The 16056-nt window shown below is 36.5% G+C and carries 18 protein-coding genes and 1 pseudogene; 8 read left to right on the plus strand and 11 right to left on the minus strand.

Annotated elements, in window-relative coordinates:
- Positions 1-299: 299 nt before the first annotated feature.
- Positions 300-374, minus strand: a complete 75-nt coding sequence (locus KQI21_RS16210) for an NAD(P)-dependent oxidoreductase (protein WP_253291448.1) — start codon at positions 372-374, stop codon at positions 300-302.
- Positions 375-616: 242 nt separating this feature from the next.
- On the minus strand, positions 617-895 hold the full coding sequence (locus tag KQI21_RS11735) for an AEC family transporter (protein WP_216484388.1): 279 nt from the start codon (positions 893-895) through the stop codon (positions 617-619).
- A 295-nt stretch (positions 896-1190) separates the two neighbouring features.
- On the opposite strand from KQI21_RS11735, the gene KQI21_RS11740 reads away from it, so the two are divergent.
- The 6 genes from KQI21_RS11740 (at position 1191) to KQI21_RS11765 (ending at position 7512) form a co-directional block, all read left to right on the plus strand.
- Positions 1191-2921 carry an ABC transporter ATP-binding protein gene (locus KQI21_RS11740; RefSeq protein ID WP_216484389.1) on the plus strand — a complete coding sequence of 577 codons (1731 nt, stop codon included), beginning with the start codon at positions 1191-1193 and terminating at the stop codon, positions 2919-2921.
- A complete protein-coding gene (locus tag KQI21_RS11745) occupies positions 2911-4752 on the plus strand; it encodes an ABC transporter ATP-binding protein (protein ID WP_216484390.1) in 1842 nt (613 codons plus the stop codon). Before KQI21_RS11740 ends, KQI21_RS11745 begins: the two co-directional genes overlap by 11 nt.
- A 70-nt stretch (positions 4753-4822) precedes the next feature.
- Complete coding sequence (locus KQI21_RS11750) at positions 4823-5548, plus strand: alpha/beta hydrolase (protein WP_216484391.1); 726 nt, start codon at positions 4823-4825, stop codon at positions 5546-5548.
- 122 nt (positions 5549-5670) lie between these two features.
- On the plus strand, positions 5671-6189 hold the full coding sequence (locus KQI21_RS11755) for a YjcG family protein (RefSeq protein ID WP_216484392.1): 519 nt from the start codon (positions 5671-5673) through the stop codon (positions 6187-6189).
- A complete protein-coding gene (locus KQI21_RS11760; protein WP_216484393.1) occupies positions 6186-6620 on the plus strand; it encodes a GNAT family N-acetyltransferase in 435 nt (144 codons plus the stop codon). The genes KQI21_RS11755 and KQI21_RS11760 overlap by 4 nt, the downstream gene beginning before the upstream one ends.
- A gap of 184 nt (positions 6621-6804) precedes the next feature.
- Complete coding sequence (locus tag KQI21_RS11765) at positions 6805-7512, plus strand: DUF421 domain-containing protein (RefSeq protein WP_216484394.1); 708 nt, start codon at positions 6805-6807, stop codon at positions 7510-7512.
- 37 nt (positions 7513-7549) lie between these two features.
- Here the strand turns inward: KQI21_RS11765 and KQI21_RS11770 are convergent, their stop codons facing one another.
- From KQI21_RS11770 to KQI21_RS11785, 4 genes are all read right to left on the minus strand, one after another.
- The gene (locus KQI21_RS11770; protein WP_216484395.1) at positions 7550-7807 is read right to left on the minus strand and encodes a hypothetical protein; all 258 of its coding nucleotides are present in this window, start codon (positions 7805-7807) and stop codon (positions 7550-7552) included.
- Between the two features lie 79 nt (positions 7808-7886).
- On the minus strand, positions 7887-8090 hold the full coding sequence (locus KQI21_RS11775) for a hypothetical protein (RefSeq protein ID WP_216484396.1): 204 nt from the start codon (positions 8088-8090) through the stop codon (positions 7887-7889).
- Positions 8091-8614: 524 nt separating this feature from the next.
- Positions 8615-9028 carry a hypothetical protein gene (locus KQI21_RS11780; protein WP_216484397.1) on the minus strand — a complete coding sequence of 138 codons (414 nt, stop codon included), beginning with the start codon at positions 9026-9028 and terminating at the stop codon, positions 8615-8617.
- Between the two features lie 291 nt (positions 9029-9319).
- Positions 9320-9592: a hypothetical protein gene (locus tag KQI21_RS11785; RefSeq protein ID WP_216484398.1), complete on the minus strand. Its 273-nt coding sequence runs from the start codon at positions 9590-9592 to the stop codon at positions 9320-9322.
- 247 nt (positions 9593-9839) lie between these two features.
- Between KQI21_RS11785 and KQI21_RS11790 the strand changes: the two genes are divergently transcribed.
- On the plus strand, positions 9840-10304 hold the full coding sequence (locus KQI21_RS11790; protein WP_216484399.1) for a CotY/CotZ family spore coat protein: 465 nt from the start codon (positions 9840-9842) through the stop codon (positions 10302-10304).
- A 268-nt stretch (positions 10305-10572) separates the two neighbouring features.
- On the opposite strand, the gene KQI21_RS11795 is transcribed toward KQI21_RS11790, so the two are convergent.
- Complete coding sequence (locus KQI21_RS11795; protein ID WP_216484400.1) at positions 10573-11040, minus strand: CotO family spore coat protein; 468 nt, start codon at positions 11038-11040, stop codon at positions 10573-10575.
- A gap of 162 nt (positions 11041-11202) precedes the next feature.
- Positions 11203-12585, minus strand: a complete 1383-nt coding sequence (mgtE, locus tag KQI21_RS11800) for a magnesium transporter (RefSeq protein WP_216484401.1) — start codon at positions 12583-12585, stop codon at positions 11203-11205.
- 171 nt (positions 12586-12756) lie between these two features.
- Between mgtE and prpE the strand changes: the two are divergent.
- Positions 12757-13593 (plus strand): annotated as a pseudogene (gene prpE / locus KQI21_RS11805) (bis(5'-nucleosyl)-tetraphosphatase PrpE).
- Here the strand turns inward: prpE and KQI21_RS11810 are convergent.
- The 3 genes from KQI21_RS11810 to yjbM all read right to left on the minus strand — a co-directional run bounded on the left by KQI21_RS11810 (position 13571) and on the right by yjbM (position 15969).
- The gene (locus KQI21_RS11810) at positions 13571-14452 is read right to left on the minus strand and encodes an RluA family pseudouridine synthase (protein WP_216484402.1); all 882 of its coding nucleotides are present in this window, start codon (positions 14450-14452) and stop codon (positions 13571-13573) included. The pseudogene prpE and the gene KQI21_RS11810 sit on opposite strands and share 23 nt — an antisense overlap.
- A 21-nt stretch (positions 14453-14473) precedes the next feature.
- The gene (locus KQI21_RS11815; RefSeq protein WP_216484403.1) at positions 14474-15277 is read right to left on the minus strand and encodes an NAD kinase; all 804 of its coding nucleotides are present in this window, start codon (positions 15275-15277) and stop codon (positions 14474-14476) included.
- Positions 15278-15360: 83 nt separating this feature from the next.
- Positions 15361-15969: a GTP diphosphokinase gene (gene yjbM / locus KQI21_RS11820; RefSeq protein ID WP_309245548.1), complete on the minus strand. Its 609-nt coding sequence runs from the start codon at positions 15967-15969 to the stop codon at positions 15361-15363.
- Positions 15970-16056 lie beyond the last annotated feature (87 nt).

The following is a 16056-nucleotide window of genomic DNA, read 5'->3' on the forward strand; positions in this document are numbered from 1 at the left end:
ATGGTGAGCAATGTTTTGTGTGTTTTTCTACTCTGTTTCTTGTGTAAACTGTAAGGAGCAAATACAAAATGGGAAGAGGAAAATAAAGTGAAACTTCTTTCAGTTGGAGTTTTCTTCTATCTCCTACTGAATGTTAGTACCACAAGGGTATGACCTAAAGGCCCTTGAACGAATTGGGTATTTAGGTGCCGTTTTCTCCCACTTAGACCCTAAAGATATCTTTTTCATGAGCAAATACATCCTTTGCAAAAGCCTCTAATTTATTTGTTTTTAATGCCTTTAGGATAAACCTGATTATCTTAGAGCTCTCCCCTTGCTGTATTAATGAGGATCGCACCTTCCTTCATATTGGAAAGAAAAGCATCATTTACCATCTTATCGTTTTTTCCTGGAAAATAAGGGGAATTAGTTACATATACGGAAATGGAGGATTTGTTTGAAAGATATCATAACTAAGTACAGTTGCCCCTAAGCCTTTAAACAATTTAGCTTCCGTCAATCCGATCCTGTCTTACTTCTGTACTAAACATGGATGGATCGACGGTGAAGTCTCCTTTAGCTGTTTTTACAGTTGTGTAAGCAGTATGTCTTAATAAAGACAGGCCTAGTGCCAATGCTAATTGGGTAATAGCAATTGGTGAGTAACTCGTTCTACATACATACCCATTCCTTTCGATAAAGATTTCGCATCAATATCCTCCATAAAGGTATTAAAAGCAAGAGCTGGTAGAGGAACAACCAATACTACCCTTGATAGTGCTTTCCCTACCGTATCGCTAAAAATATTTTGTTTGTGGCAGAAATAACCTAATAAAATGATGAATAACACCGAAGTAATTGCACTTACAATTTTCATATCTGTAAATGTCGCCTGAATTTCCTGTAATATATCCATACGTATCCTCCGTTATTATGCAGATTCTCCATTATCCCCTTATGTTAAGATTTTTTCTTTCATTAATGAGGTAATAACATTTGGAAAATAATAAAATCCCATGAAGGTATTAACTCATCCCTTTAAAGTAAGTTTCATACAAAGATTATTGACTAGATGAGAAAGCTCTGTATTCTTTACTCTTGAAAAATTTCAGGATAGTCTCATAGTAAGATGAAAAATCGGATATTGGATAAAATTTTAAAACCCCTTTATAATAGGTAGAAATTGCTTTATCTTCACGGAGGAGATCAACGTGAGAACAGTCTTAACTTTTTTAAAGCCGTATAAGCTATCTGCAATTGTAGCTTTTTTACTTATGCTCATTGAACTAGCTGTCGAGCTGTTACTTCCGTTTTTTCTTGGGAAGATGATTAATGAAGGTGTCGTTAATAAAGATTTAAACAACATCATTATGTGGGGAAGTATTATGATAGGACTTGCAATCATTGCATTTATTGCTGGGATTATCAATTCTTTTTATGCTTCGCATGTAAGTTGGAGATTTGCCTATGATATGCGAGAAAAGTTGTTCACCAAAATACAAGCATTTTCTTTTGCAAATTTAAATAAATATCCAACCTCGAGCTTAATGACAAGATTCACGAACGATATCCGGCAAATTCAAAATACGATTTATATGATATTAAGAATTATGTCCAAGGCACCATTGATTGTTGTAGGTGGTGTCATGATGGCATTTATCGTAAACGCTAAACTCGCGGTTATTTTTATAATTACTGTTCCATTATTAGTTGGTTTTATTTTATGGGTATTAAAGGTGGCTGGGCGTTTATTTAATCATGTGCAAAAAAGTGTGGATAAGGTAAACCAAGTAATGCAAGAAAACCTTGCTGGAATGCGTTTAATAAAAGCATTCTCTCGAAGAAATTATGAGGAACACCGGTTTATGGATGCAAATCGAACGCTTGCCAACCGAACTAGGATAGCCTTTCAATTTGTCGAGGCTTCAATGCCGGTTCTCTTATTTGTTATGAATCTTTCTCTAATTTTTATTATTTGGTTTGGTAATTCTCAAGTTATTACCGGCACAGCAACTGTCGGTGATGTTGTAGCTATCATTAACTACGCACTACGAGTATCCATGTCTATTTCTATGTTCACTTTTATTACGATGGCATTTTCCCGAATGAAGGCATCTACAGAGCGTGTCAGCGAAGTTCTATATGCAGAAGATGTAAAAGATGAAAGTACTGTAGAACCTGCTTCTGCTTCGATTCAGGATGGAGCTATTTCATTTAACAAGGTTTCGTTTATTTATCCAGAAAACGATAAAGCGGTAATTAAAAATATCAGCTTTCATGTCAAAAAAGGGGAGCGATTAGCCGTAATGGGGGCCACTGGATCGGGAAAAACCTCCTTATTCCAGCTGATTCCACGACTTTATGATGTTACAAAAGGGAAGATCACCATCGATGAGAAAGAAATTACAACTTATTCTTTGGAGAAGCTACGAAATAGTATTGGCTATGTACCACAGACTCCATTATTATTCACCGGTTCCATCAAAGAAAATATTTCATGGGGAAAACCAGATGCAACCGATGAAGAAATTATTCAAGCTGCAAAAGATGCCCAAATTCATGAAACGATCATGAATTTAGAACAGCAATATGAAACGAAAGTGGGGCAAAAAGGAGTAAATTTATCTGGTGGTCAAAAACAACGAATTTCGATTGCTCGTGCATTAATTCGTCAACCGAAAATCCTGATGCTAGATGACAGCACTAGTGCTCTTGATTTAACTACGGAAGCAAAGCTTTTACAAGCGATTGAAAAATACAACAGTACAACATTAGTGATCACCCAAAAAATAGCAACAGCTATCTCAGCTGATCGAATTCTTTTATTAGATGAAGGGAAAATTCTGGCTATAGGGTCCCATCAAATATTATTAAATTCATGTGAGCTGTATCAAGAAATAGTGGACTCCCAGTTTGGAGAGGAGTTTTCCTATGCGAAATAATCAATTAAAACAGCCTTTTCAATACGATAAAATTCCCATTAAATCGCTTCAAGTAGTGAATAAGCGTAAACGAGCCAAGGATACAACTGGGACAATAAAACGGATTTGGTCCTATTTAGCAAAAGAAAAGGGGAAATTATCACTTGTTATCTTAATGGTTATGATTAGCTCGGGTTTAGGTTTATTAGGACCATTTATGATTGGTACGGCAGTCGATAAATTTATCGTAACGAAACAAAGTGCTGGTCTTGCCACCCTGTTAATTTCGCTTTTATTTATTTATCTCTTTCATTCGCTATCCATATTCCTACAAAATTATTGGATGGTTGGGATTGCTCAAAAAACAATTTATACATTACGGAAAGACTTATTTCACCAATTTCACCGTCTTTCCATTTCCTATTTTGATAAGCGACAGCATGGAGAACTGATGAGCCGAATTACAAATGATATTGATAATGTCAATAATACATTAAATCAATCCGTCATTCAGATTTTTTCTAGTGTACTAACACTAACAGGAACGGTAGCAGTCATGCTTTATCTTAGTCCAATTCTAACAGCGGTAACGATGGTCATTGTTCCTATTATGTTTTTAGCAATTCGCTGGATTACAAAGAGAACTGGACCATTGTATAAACTCCAACAAAAAAACTTAGGTGAAGTGAACGGCTATGTAGAAGAAATTGTGTCCGGACAGCATATTGTCAAAACCTTTTCTCAAGAAAATCGAGTAATCCAAGAGTTTGAGGAGCGCAATAAAGATTTAAATCATGCCGGCTTTTGGGCATTAACTATATCTGGCTTTATTCCAAAAGTCATGAACATGCTCAATTTTCTAAGCTTTGGCTTAATTGCTTTAGCCGGTGGGATTTTAGCTATATATGGGTATGTAACGGTTGGCGTCATTGTTATTTTCACAGAATATGCTCGCCAATTTACTCGTCCTTTGAATGAACTATCTAATCAGTTTAACATTCTGTTATCTGCTGTTGCCGGAGCGGAACGAGTTTTTCGTGTGATGGATGAAAAACAGGAGGAAACAGATGAAAAAGCAGCAAAAGAATTAACAACTATAAAAGGACATATTCAATTTGACCATGTTTACTTTGGCTACGAAAATAGTACCATATTGAAAGATATTAGTTTTGAAGCAAAGCCTGGAGAATCTGTCGCTTTCGTTGGTCATACCGGTGCAGGAAAAACGACGATTATTAATTTAATTTCGCGCTTTTATAATTATGATAAAGGTGAAATTTATCTAGATGGTACGCCGCTTAAACTAATTACTCGCTCTAGCCTTAGACAGCATATGGCTTTTGTCTTACAGGATACGTTCTTATTTCAATCCACCATCCGCGAAAATATTCGCTATGGACGCTTACAGGCTACGGATGAAGAAGTAATTCAAGCTGCTAAAGATGCTAATGCACATGAATTTATTACCAAACTCCCAAATGGATATGATACGATGCTTGACCAACAAGGAAGTGGTATTAGTCAAGGGCAAAAACAGCTAATTACCATTGCCCGCGCTTTGCTTGCCCAGCCAAAAATCTTGATTTTGGATGAAGCTACCAGTAATATTGATACAATCACAGAGTTAAAAATTCAAGATGCATTAAAACGGCTCATGCATGGCAGAACCAGTTTTATTATTGCACACCGTCTGAATACCATTCAAGAAGCAGATAAGATTATTTTACTCGAACATGGGAAAATAGTGGAACATGGGAGCCATCAAGAATTACTTGAATTAAAAGGAAAGTATTATCAATTGTATAAAGGGACTGCGCTTGAACAGGTAGATAAGAATGGGCTTAAAATATAGCTCACCTTTGCTCGACCCAGATTGTACAAACAATAGAAAAACTAGCAACATCATGGAAGGAGTGGATTTCATGGGGAGAAAAGGTTCCATGATCGAAAAACATATTAATAGTAACTATTTAGATGAAAAAATGACATTATTGATTTATCAGCCCGAGTCCTATTCCCCAATGGATAATTATCATTTATGCATCATGCAAGACGGAAACGACTACTACCAATTAGGAAGAATTGCTACGTTGAGTGACAGGCTTCACGACAATAATGAAATAATGAATACCATTTTCGTCGGGATACATTATAAAAATAAATATGATCGCAGGGAAAAATATCATCCGAACGGTAAAGAAAATGAAGCATATATCCAATTTTTAAGTCGTGAAGTAGTCTCCTTGCTAGATGACATATATCCAACGTATAATTTGGCAAAATCAAGAACTTTACTAGGTGATTCGTTAGCTGGAACGTTAGCACTAATGACCGCTATTCGCTATCCAAATACATTTGGTAACGTCATCATACAATCGCCATATGTAGATAGCTCTGTACTGCAAGTTACTGAATCAGCTCAAAGCTTAGATAAACTAACGATCTATCACACAATTGGTGAAAAAGAAACAGCAGTTACAATGACAAATGGAGAAACGATGAACTTCCTTACACCAAACCGAGAACTTCATAATATATTAACAAATAGCAGTGCCAACTTTGAATACTATGAATTAGAAGGCGGAGAGCATACATGGAAATATTGGCAAAAAAACATGAAGCATGCGTTAACTTCCATGTTTAATTAGTCATTTTTCTGATAGTCCAAAAAACTCTACTTACTTTAGATACTTTTTTGTTATAATAGATGTTAAGTTTATTCAGATAAGTTTGTTACAGAATCTGGTTATTCTAAAAGGAGGTTTTATGAATGAAATATGGCATTGTTATTTTCCCAACAAAAGAAGTACAGGATGAAGCAAATTCATATCGAAAAAGGTATGATCCACATTATGCGTTAATTCCTCCACATATTACGTTAAAAGCACCATTTGAAGCAGATCAACAATTACTGGAGGAGCTTATTATTGAATTAAAGCACATCGCTAATGACACAAAGCCTTTTATAATCAATATAAATAAGGTTAGTACATTTGCTCCAATAACAAATACAATTTACTTTAAAATTGAGACAAGACCAGAATTGATTGATTTGTTTGAAAAAATGCATTCAGGTAAATTCCAAAAAAATCAAGAATATGCGTTTGTTCCACATATTACGATTGCTCAAAGTCTTTCACATGATGAATATTCTGATGTATACAATAGCTTACGAATGAAAAAAATTCAAATTGAAGATAAAATTGATCGGTTTCAACTTATGTATCAATTAAATAACGGATCTTGGACCGTTTATGAAACCTTTGTGTTTGGGAAGGAATTCGTGTGAATATAATAAAAGTTACAACACCGAAAGAATTGGAGCATGCTTATCATATTCGTACAGTCGTTTTTATAGAGGAACAACAAGTACCTTACGAGGAAGAAATGGATGGACTTGATGAAGAAGCCATTCACTTTATTGTCTATGATGATTTAACACCAGTAGCAGCAAGCCGACTGCGATTTGTCGATAACTATGGAAAACTAGAAAGGATTTGCGTATTAAAAGAATACCGTGGTAAATCCATTGGTAAGCACTTAATTCAAGCAATGGAAGAAGTCATTCTGGATCATGGCTATCAACAAGCTAAGCTTAATGGGCAAATACACGCAGAAAAGTTTTATCAAGGTTTGGGTTATAAAACGGTATCGGATGAATTTATGGACGCAGGAATTCCACATGTAATGATGGTAAAACAGCTAACGTTACACGACTAAGTTGTGCAAATCGTTTATGTGATTTCATCCTAATTAAAAATATTTCTATAAAACAGATGTTAAAATAATGGCGGAAAAAACATTTTTATTAAAAGTGTCTTTTCCGCCATTTGCTATTTTTAAATGAATGAATTCTTTATATCAGGTAACCCTAAGAGTGATTAATTTTTAAGGGGGCATAGGAATGAATTCTTATTTGCAAATGCTAGTCGACACCGTCTTTGGATTTTTTGCCCTATTTTTACTGACAAAACTGCTTGGAAAGACACAAATTTCCCAGTTAACTCCTTTTGATTTTATTTCTGCTTTAATCCTTGGCGAATTGGTAGGAAATGCATTATTTGATAAAAAGGCAGGTGTCATTGAAATAGGTTTTGTTATTATTCTTTGGGGCGGGCTTTTATATTTAACAGAATTGATAACGCAAAAATTCAAAGGTACCCGCAGCTTGTTAGAGGGCGCTCCTGACTTTGTCATCTATCGTGGCAAATTAATTAGAGATGTCATGAAAAAAAATAAACTTGATATAAATCAACTACAAAGTTTATTACGTGCTAAAGATGTATTCTCCCTCAGGGAAGTTGAGTTTGCGTTTTTAGAAACAAACGGCACGGTATCTGTGATCAAAAAACCACCCTATCAAACGCCAAATAAACAAGATATGCAGGTTTCTCCAAAAGAAGTTAATTTAGCTACAACATTGATCAATGATGGTGAAATTATTTACGACAACTTAAAAGAAAAAAACTTAACTGAAGAATGGCTATATCATGAACTACAAGAACAAAATTTTGAACAAGTAAGTGATGTTTTTTATGCAGAGTATAGGAAAGGCGAAAAGTTGTTTATTTTACCATATACAAATAGAAACCACCGTAAATATGATGCTTAGTATCATCACCTTGCTAAGCATCTTTTCTCTTAGAGGGTTAAATTGTGCTGCTAAATCGTTTGCCCTTCCCTATTATCTTAGCAAATTCAAGTTCAGAAGGTTTTATCGGTTTCATTGCATAGCGATCATAACCTTTCTTATAAAGCCGCTCGTAACTTTTGGACAATTGTTGATGCTGCTTATCGAGTAACACTTTAAAAGGACTTTCTATATGAAAAAAATTTTGCTTTTTACTAATAACCCGTTGATGATATTGTTCATATTGAAACTGCTTTATTGGTAATATATATCCCATTACCGATACACCCCCTATATTATCAGAAAATTAATGTTTATATAATTATATACCCTTTTTCCAAAAAGTCTAACCCTTTTTATTCTTCCATTCTTTTTTCCAGTTCTTTAATAAGATCTTCAATTTTTCTTATATTGCCTAAAAAAGATTCATTCCATTTATTCATATCTTTTTCTACTGCCACAGCTTTTTTTTCTGGAAACTGCATCCACTTCTCATTTTTTTGTAAGTGTTTTTCGATGACATGAAAATAATCCAGCCAATTCGGTTCAGAAATTTTCATCTTAAACCTCCCCTCTTACTGATTTTTCATGACCGGCGTTTTCCCTTTTTACTGATCAAGAACACCCAAGAAAAGCGCAATCGCCCTGTTTAACAACCGCCGTACAAACTGGAGAACTTCTCACGGGATAAAGTGAAACTTCATTCAAGGAGTGCTTTTCTCCTTGAATGTTAGTACCACAAGGGTATGACCTAAAGGCCTTTAAACGAATCGGGGATTTAGGATCCGTTTTTCTCATCGTGTTCGCAACATCGTTAGCACATTTTTGAAAGGAGAAAAATACGGATCCTTACATCCGGGATAATGGGAAACTTCATTTCGTGGAACGCTTTTTACACGGAATGTTAGATGAACCAATCGGGCATTTAGGTGTCGTTTTCTCCCTTTTTACCTTCTCCGTTATTCGCTTTTAACTCTTGAAGGGGAGAATTACGGCACCTTACATGCGGGATAATGGGAAACTTTATTCAAGGAGTATTTTCCTCCTTGAAATAGTAGGAATCAAAGGCTAGATCCAGGGATCCTTAAAAAACCGCAATTTGTCGCTTCCGAAGTTTCTCCTTGTCCTGGAAAAAGAAGAACGCTTTTTCTGCGTGCGATGTCTCGCTGCCGTAGCTTTCCTTGTCCTGGAAAAAGAAGAACGCTTTTTCTGCGTGCGATGTCTCGCTGCCGTAGCTTTCCTTGTCCTGGAAAAAGAAGAACGCTTTTTCTGCGTGCGATGTCTCGCTGCCGTAGCTTTCCTTGTCCTGGAAAAAGAAGAACGCTTTTTCTGCGTGCGATGTCTTGCTGCCGTAGCTTTCCTTGTCCTGGAAAAAGAAGAACGCTTTTTCTGCGTGCGATGTCTCGCTGCCGTAGCTTTCCTTGTCCTGGAAAAAGAAGAACGCTTTTTCTGCGTGCGATGTCTTGCTGCCGTAGCTTTCCTTGTCCTGTCGACCCAAACAAATTGGGAATTTACCAAGCCGATGTTGACTTACCCGTAGGAAGAAGAGTGAAGTTTGCTAGCAGCACGAGCGCTTAAAAGCTGGACGGGACGACGATGCTAATTTTAAAAAAAGATATCCATAAGGTAGAAGCAGTTATAGTCCCTTTACAAAAATTAAAGCTTGACGAACGCCAAGCTTTAGGATGCAGGTAATAACCTGTTTTTTAGATCTTCACTACTCCGGTTAAATTGAAAAAGCTTTACTTTTTCAAAAAAGCAGCATATAACTGCTGCTTTTTTATCCTGATTAAAACCAGGAGAACGGACCTCTTCTCTCATTCTCTTGACTGTCCTCGTGATCTTCCTGCCGGTGCTCTTCCTCATGATGTAGCTCTTCGTTATCCTCTACTTCTTTGTTTTCCTCAGCTCTCTCTGCCTCAACCGGACGCCTCATAAAAAATGGGTCTCTACGTTGAGCCGGACGAGACGCCCTTTGTGGGCGAGAAGATTCAATAGCCACATTATCTGCTTTAATAACAAGATCCTTTACATGGATGACTTGCTTCTTTTTTTCCGACATTCGTTTTCACTCCTTTTATACGTTTGGTCGTTATTAGTCTATGTAACTATTTATGATAGGTATGGTCATTCGCCCGTTTTTTCGGGAAATTAGAGTTGTTAAATGGGTCTAAGCCGTCCATAAAAATCCTGCTGAATCGATCAATCGATCAGTGGAATTGATTTGATTGCCCACACAATCCGCATAAACCAACATATTCTAGTAAAGACAAATGAGTCAATCACAATGTGGAAAGGAGAAAAAAATCATGGGTTGTGGAAAAGAGTTTAAAACAGGAAACTGTGTATGTGATATTTTAAAGGAGATTGCGGAGGCGCAAAGTGATGTCTTTGAAAGCTGTTGTGACTCTAGCTGTAAACAATCTATTAATGAATTATTAGGAGATACTGATCAAAATATGGGACTTGATACGGTACCTGTAATTTTGTACTGTAAAGGGACTTGTAAACCATTTAAAGGTTTCGGGGCACATCCAAGCGATATTGGTGATGTTGTAGCAAGCTTCTTTTTCCGTGTTAAAAAAGTGGATGATGATTGCTGTGCAATATTAGAGCTTCTAAGAGATCCACATGATGATGATCCTAATCCGAAAGACCCAGTTGATCAAAAAACAAAGCATTTACGCGCAACTGGCATCTGTATCACAGCAGATCTTAACTGTTTCTGTCATGTAACATGTCTACCAGCAATTAATGCACTTAACTGCGTTTAACTGAATTGGCACTGGGGTGCATGCACCCCAGTGTGTAAAACTTTTCACCACTTATTGAATGATGTACTTTTTGTTTAGTAACTATTTATTAAGCCACTAAAATACGTCTTACACTTAAAACAAAGCTTTTGTAGTTAGGGGAGCATTTATCCCCCACGGATTAGCAAACCAATTCTTCCACTGGCAGTTGATACTCCCACCTAGCCAATACGATTTACGATAGTCCTAAGGTGGGAGTTTTACTGCTATTTCATGTAGAGATAGATCGTTAGAAGCCTAGTAACTTAATATGCTTAATATCCTCTAATGAGATTCTTGTACTTGTTGAACGATTTCCGGTACGAATAAATACATCATTTCCTTCAGATCCTGTTATTACACCACGATACGTGCGTTGACTAGTTTTGACTTCACATTTTAGTCTGGGAGCGAAATTTGGAGCGTTTAAAAAATATTCAATCTTTTCTTCAATTGACATATCCTTGAAGCTTTGCTTTTTTCCTTCATGTGAAAGATCGCTTTTCTCTGTTTCCTCTAATTTTTCTTGCTTATTTTTTATTACACTTTTATCAAAGTCTCGATGTCTCATTCCTTTTTTCACTACCTCCTCATTGTTTGAAGAACCTTCCTTATTAAGTTTTGGGGTAACATACATATGTTGCATTGACGCCTGTAACTCGCCTACTTTTGGCTGATGAATAAAAAGCAGTGGTTTTTGTGCGTATTTTTTCCCCATTTTATTCTTCCCCCTTTTTAAATCATTCCTTAACCTATTATATGAACCCATTTTGAGAAATGTGTTTGCGGAAAAAAGAAAAGACACTTCTCTTCAAAGTGTCTTTTCTGTAAGATTTATATTATTTCAAACGGATGTTTCAGTACTTGTTTTCAAAAACGATCATAATAAAAATTTCATAAATACGGTTGCCATGCTGAAATAAATAAGGATTGAGATTATATCATTGACTGTAGTAATGAATGGACCGGATGCTACAGCTGGATCGATTTTAATTCGATCCATCAACATCGGAACTAACACACCGGCAAGGGTGGCAACAAACAATGTAGCAGCAATTGAAATACCTACAAGTAAACCTAAGTAAAACTTGCCTTTCCAAATATAAATAACAATTAAAATAACAATTCCGCAAATAATCCCATTAATAATGCCTGTGGCTCCTTCCCGGAGGACAAGCCGCGCTTTTCCTTGCTTCTCGTAATCCCCATTAGCTATCCCGCGAACAGCAACCGCCAAAGCTTGTGTTCCTGAATTACCAGCCATTCCAGCAATAAGCGGGATAAATATAGCTAAAACGGAAACTTGACTTAACGTTTCCTCAAAACGGCCAATTAAACTGGCAGTAAGCATTCCTAAAAATAGTAAAATAACAAGCCATGGTAACCGTTTTTTCACTGAAACAAGCGCTGTATCACTTGGCTTATCCATATCGGAAACCCCAGCCAGCTTGGAATAGTCATCACTCGCTTCTTCTTCCATGACGTCTAAAATATCATCTACCGTAATAATACCTAATAAATGTCCTTGAAAATCAACTACCGGAAGGGCTAAAAAATCATAGTCACGCATCATTTGGGCAACTTCTTCTTGGTCTTTGCCAACGGATACCGCTACAACCTTTTCAATCATAATATCTTCAATTAAAATATCTTCATCGGCAACAATTAGATCTCGCAAAGAAAGAACCCCAACTAAACGTTTTTCATCATCCAATACATACATATAATAGATTGTTTCTGCGTCTGGAGCTTGTTCCTTTAATTGCTGCATCGTCTGTTGAGCTGTATTTGTTTTATACGTCGCAACATACTCAGTAGTCATAATACTTCCAGCTGTTTTTTCTTCATAATGCAGCAGCTTTTTAATTTCTTTTGCTGCTTCCTGATCCATAATGGTTAAGAAACTTGCAATTTGATCCTTGTCCATGCCACTTAAAATATCAACCGCATTATCAGCAAACATTTTCGCTAAAACCATGGAAGCAAAGCGGGGATCCATTTCGCTTATTAATGCGCGTCGTTGTTTTTCATCATCCATAATTTCTATGATGTTGCCGACTTCCTCTGGCGATAAATACGTGTATATTTTCAAACGAGCTGCTTTTGTCTGCTCCATAAAAAACATTGCTTGGTCATAGGGATGCATATCAAGGAACTCGTTACGAAATCCTTCCATATTATCCTGTTCCAGTGCTTGCTGTAATTTCTGCCAATGCTGCTCATACTGTTCTTCATACTTTTTATTATACTTATTGGATTCCATACGATCACTTCCTTTTTCCTAGCTCTTCTATTCCCTATCAGAGGGGCGTTCAAACCATTTTACTTGGATGAAATTGGTTATAATATAATGCAGAGCAACCTTCTCTACTATCCATTTTTACCCCGCACATATCATATCCAAAAAAACCGAACAAATCAAGGAGGTATTCGTATGAAGATTGATATTATTGGTGATATTCATGGATGTTTTAAAGAATTAGAGCAACTATTTTTCAAACTTGGCTACTAGAAAAACTTGGCTTGTCGCCAAGTTTTTAGCGAAAGCTGTAGTTTTTCTTATACTATAAACCATAAAGTTTTATACTTTCCTATAGTACAAAAAAGAACAGGGTATTTTTGTTCATCCTGAACAACGAACTCCGGTCTTTGTGGGAGATATAACGGATCGGGGTCCACATTCATTAACAGTGATTAAGCTTGTATTTAAAATGGTAATCATGCAACAAAAAGCGATGTATGTTCCCGGTAATCATTGCAATAAATTATACCGCTACTTTATCGGCAATAACGTTCAAATACGGCATGGATTAGAAACAACTATTGCTGAGTATAAAGCGTGCTCAAAAGAGGAACAAGCCTTGATCCGTGAACAATTTATGACATTATACGAACAAGCACCTCTTTACCTGCAAATTCCAGAAGTAAATGCAATTGTTGCACATGCAGGGATGAAAGAAGTGTACATAGGGAGGACGGATAAACAAGTAGAAGCTTTTGTTCTATATGGTGACACGCTGGAGAAAAAGATCCAGCTGGACGACCGATTCGCAAAGATTGGGCAGTACATTACAAGGGAGATGCTTGGATTGTTTACGGCCACACCCCTGTTTTAAAGCCACGAATCATAAACAGAACAATCAATATTGATACAGGTTGTGTGTTTGGAAATGAATTAACAGCTTTTCGTCTACCTGAAGAAAAGATTGTGGCTGTTTCATCAAAACAGCCATTTAAAAGAGACAGATTTACATTTTTTGCAGCACATTAACCATATCTTGAGGTAATTCGGCAGTGAAATATAGTAATTCTTTTGTAATTGGATGGATAAATGAAAGTAAAGAACAATGCAATGCCTGTCGTTTAATAAGATGAGTAGAACCGCCATATAGTGTATCACCGCATAACGGATAACCAGTTCCTGAAAAGTGAACGCGAATTTGATGAGTTCTACCTGTTTCCAATTGAACAGTAATAAATGAATGCTTGGTCGTCTTTTTTTCTACCTTGTAATGAGTAACTGCATCTTTTCCATCTGAACGGATCTCTCGTTCAATAATAGATCCAGGTTTTCTACCAATTGGCGCATGAATCGTACCAGCTTGCTTACTAAGGCAACCTTCTACTATAGCCTGATATGTCCGCTGCACTGCTTTAGTTTGTTGTTGAGCTGCTAAAATTGAATGACTATATCTGTGCTTAGCAACTAATAATAAACCAGAGGTGTCCCGATCTAATCTAGTAACAATGTGGACAGTAGCACTACTTTTCTGTTTTTCATAATGTGCTAGTAATCCATTTGCCAAAGTTCCATTGGGGTGATGAAACGAAGGAATCGCCGGTAACCCAGATGCTTTATTAATAACTAAAATATCGTTATCTTCATAAATGATCGATAGTTCCATTGGTTCTGGTTGCATCGAATTACTTCTAGATTCTTTGGGAAAATGAATCATAAGTTTATCTCCAGCAGATAAAGGATAACGAACGGATTGTTCTATCCCATTTACTAAAATCGCTCCACCATCAAATTTAACTGCTTTTAAAATTCTCCTGGAAAATCCCCGCACCTCACGAAGATAGTCGCGAAGCAGCATTCCTTCATGTTTTTTTTCAATAATCCATTCCATCTGTTCTATCACGTTCCTACATTAATTATTATCATCTGCAACAAACGATTCACGTACCCGCTTCCAGAAAGGAAATTGACGGAACCTGGCAAAACGAATTCGTTCTTCAGCAACCCGACATTGGATCGATTTAACATTTGCGTAATTCGTTGTAAAATGATCAACCGCAATTAAAAAGCTGCGATCAACGACCGGTTTTAACAAGCATGTATGATGCTTTGGTAAAATTAGTGGTGAACCAATTGTTCGGAACACGCGGTTATTAATGGAAGCCATCTCGGTCAACTGAATGGCATCAAGCGATGGATGAATGATCGCTCCACCTAAAGCTTTATTATAAGCTGTACTTCCAGATGGTGTAGAAATGCATAATCCATCACCACGAAATGTTTCAAAATGTTCTCCTTTAATTTCTACATCAAAAACAACAGAACCATCAGCAGTTTTTATCGTAGCTTCGTTAAGTGCTAAAAACCGATCTTCAATTCCTCCCGTTTTCCCGCGGATAATCACTTCTAATAATGGATATTCCACAATCTGAAATGGTGTTTTAGCAATTTCAATAATCAACTTTTCAAGTTCATCCGGAGTCCAGTCTGCATAAAACCCTAAATGTCCCGTATGTATCCCAATAAAAGCAGTGGAATTTAAGCGATGAATATAAGTATGAAATGCTTCTAAAAATGTACCATCTCCCCCAACGGATATGACAAGCGCCGGTTCATTATCGTTATATTCTAATTTAAAATCAGTTAAATGTTGCTTAAGTGTTGCTTTAATCTGTTCAGAACGACCGTCTCCTCTTGAAACAATGGCAAATTTCATGTCTACATCCTCCTTTAGAGCGATAGCATGTATCCGTTTTTCAGCTTATGATTCGTTTCCTTTCGTTAGGAGGAAAAATCAAGCTACTTACGGTGAAAAATACGTTGTGCTTCTTGAACTTCATGTTTAATTTTTGACATTTCTTCATCTAATTGAAAAGCTGCTTCTGCTGCATTTTGTAAACGTACCTTAATATTAGCCGGTATACTTCCTTTATATTTATAATTTAAAGAGTGTTCATTCGTCGCCCAGAAATTCATTGCTAGTGTGCGAATTTGAATTTCTGCCAGCAATTTTTTCATCCCATCAATTGTCTCAACAGGATACTCAATAATTAGATGATAAGAACGGTAGCCGCTTGCCTTTTTTTTCGATACATAATCCTTTTCTTCAACGATTGTTAAGTCATTTCTGGCTCGAATCATCTCAACCACAGTATAAATGTCATCAACAAACTGACATACAACTCTTACCCCTGCTATATCCTGAATTTCTTTTTCAATATCTTCTAACGGTATTTTCTTACTTTCTGCTTTTTCCAAAATACTAGGTACTGGCTTCACACGACCAGTAATAAACTCAATCGGTGAATGTTTTGACTCATTTTCAAATTGCTTATGAATCCCCTTTAGCTTTACTTTCAACTCTTCAACAACCTGCGCATATGGCGCAAGTGTGGATTTCCAATTCACATTCAACACCACCTGATATGTTCATCTCTCGTATTAAGCCTCCCTTATTGTATCACATTATTCCAAAATATTGCTTGTTCATGAAAC

Origin of the sequence: Virgibacillus proomii (assembly GCF_018916875.1) — a bacterium.
GTDB classification, from domain to species: Bacteria; Bacillota; Bacilli; order Bacillales; family Amphibacillaceae; genus Virgibacillus; species Virgibacillus proomii_B.

What these genes read in the sequence shown, in the direction of transcription:
- KQI21_RS11735 (WP_216484388.1), bottom strand. Translation starts at nt 895, where the DNA reads ATGGATATATTACAGGAAATTCAGGCGACATTTACAGATATGAAAATT.
- KQI21_RS11745 (WP_216484390.1), top strand. Translation starts at nt 2,911, where the DNA reads ATGCGAAATAATCAATTAAAACAGCCTTTTCAATACGATAAAATTCCC.
- KQI21_RS11750 (WP_216484391.1), top strand. Translation starts at nt 4,823, where the DNA reads ATGGGGAGAAAAGGTTCCATGATCGAAAAACATATTAATAGTAACTAT.
- KQI21_RS11755 (WP_216484392.1), top strand. Translation starts at nt 5,671, where the DNA reads ATGAAATATGGCATTGTTATTTTCCCAACAAAAGAAGTACAGGATGAA.
- KQI21_RS11765 (WP_216484394.1), top strand. Translation starts at nt 6,805, where the DNA reads ATGAATTCTTATTTGCAAATGCTAGTCGACACCGTCTTTGGATTTTTT.
- KQI21_RS11770 (WP_216484395.1), bottom strand. Translation starts at nt 7,807, where the DNA reads ATGGGATATATATTACCAATAAAGCAGTTTCAATATGAACAATATCAT.
- KQI21_RS11775 (WP_216484396.1), bottom strand. Translation starts at nt 8,090, where the DNA reads ATGAAAATTTCTGAACCGAATTGGCTGGATTATTTTCATGTCATCGAA.
- KQI21_RS11785 (WP_216484398.1), bottom strand. Translation starts at nt 9,592, where the DNA reads ATGTCGGAAAAAAAGAAGCAAGTCATCCATGTAAAGGATCTTGTTATT.
- KQI21_RS11790 (WP_216484399.1), top strand. Translation starts at nt 9,840, where the DNA reads ATGGGTTGTGGAAAAGAGTTTAAAACAGGAAACTGTGTATGTGATATT.
- KQI21_RS11795 (WP_216484400.1), bottom strand. Translation starts at nt 11,040, where the DNA reads ATGGGGAAAAAATACGCACAAAAACCACTGCTTTTTATTCATCAGCCA.
- mgtE (WP_216484401.1), bottom strand. Translation starts at nt 12,585, where the DNA reads ATGGAATCCAATAAGTATAATAAAAAGTATGAAGAACAGTATGAGCAG.
- KQI21_RS11810 (WP_216484402.1), bottom strand. Translation starts at nt 14,452, where the DNA reads ATGGAATGGATTATTGAAAAAAAACATGAAGGAATGCTGCTTCGCGAC.
- KQI21_RS11815 (WP_216484403.1), bottom strand. Translation starts at nt 15,277, where the DNA reads ATGAAATTTGCCATTGTTTCAAGAGGAGACGGTCGTTCTGAACAGATT.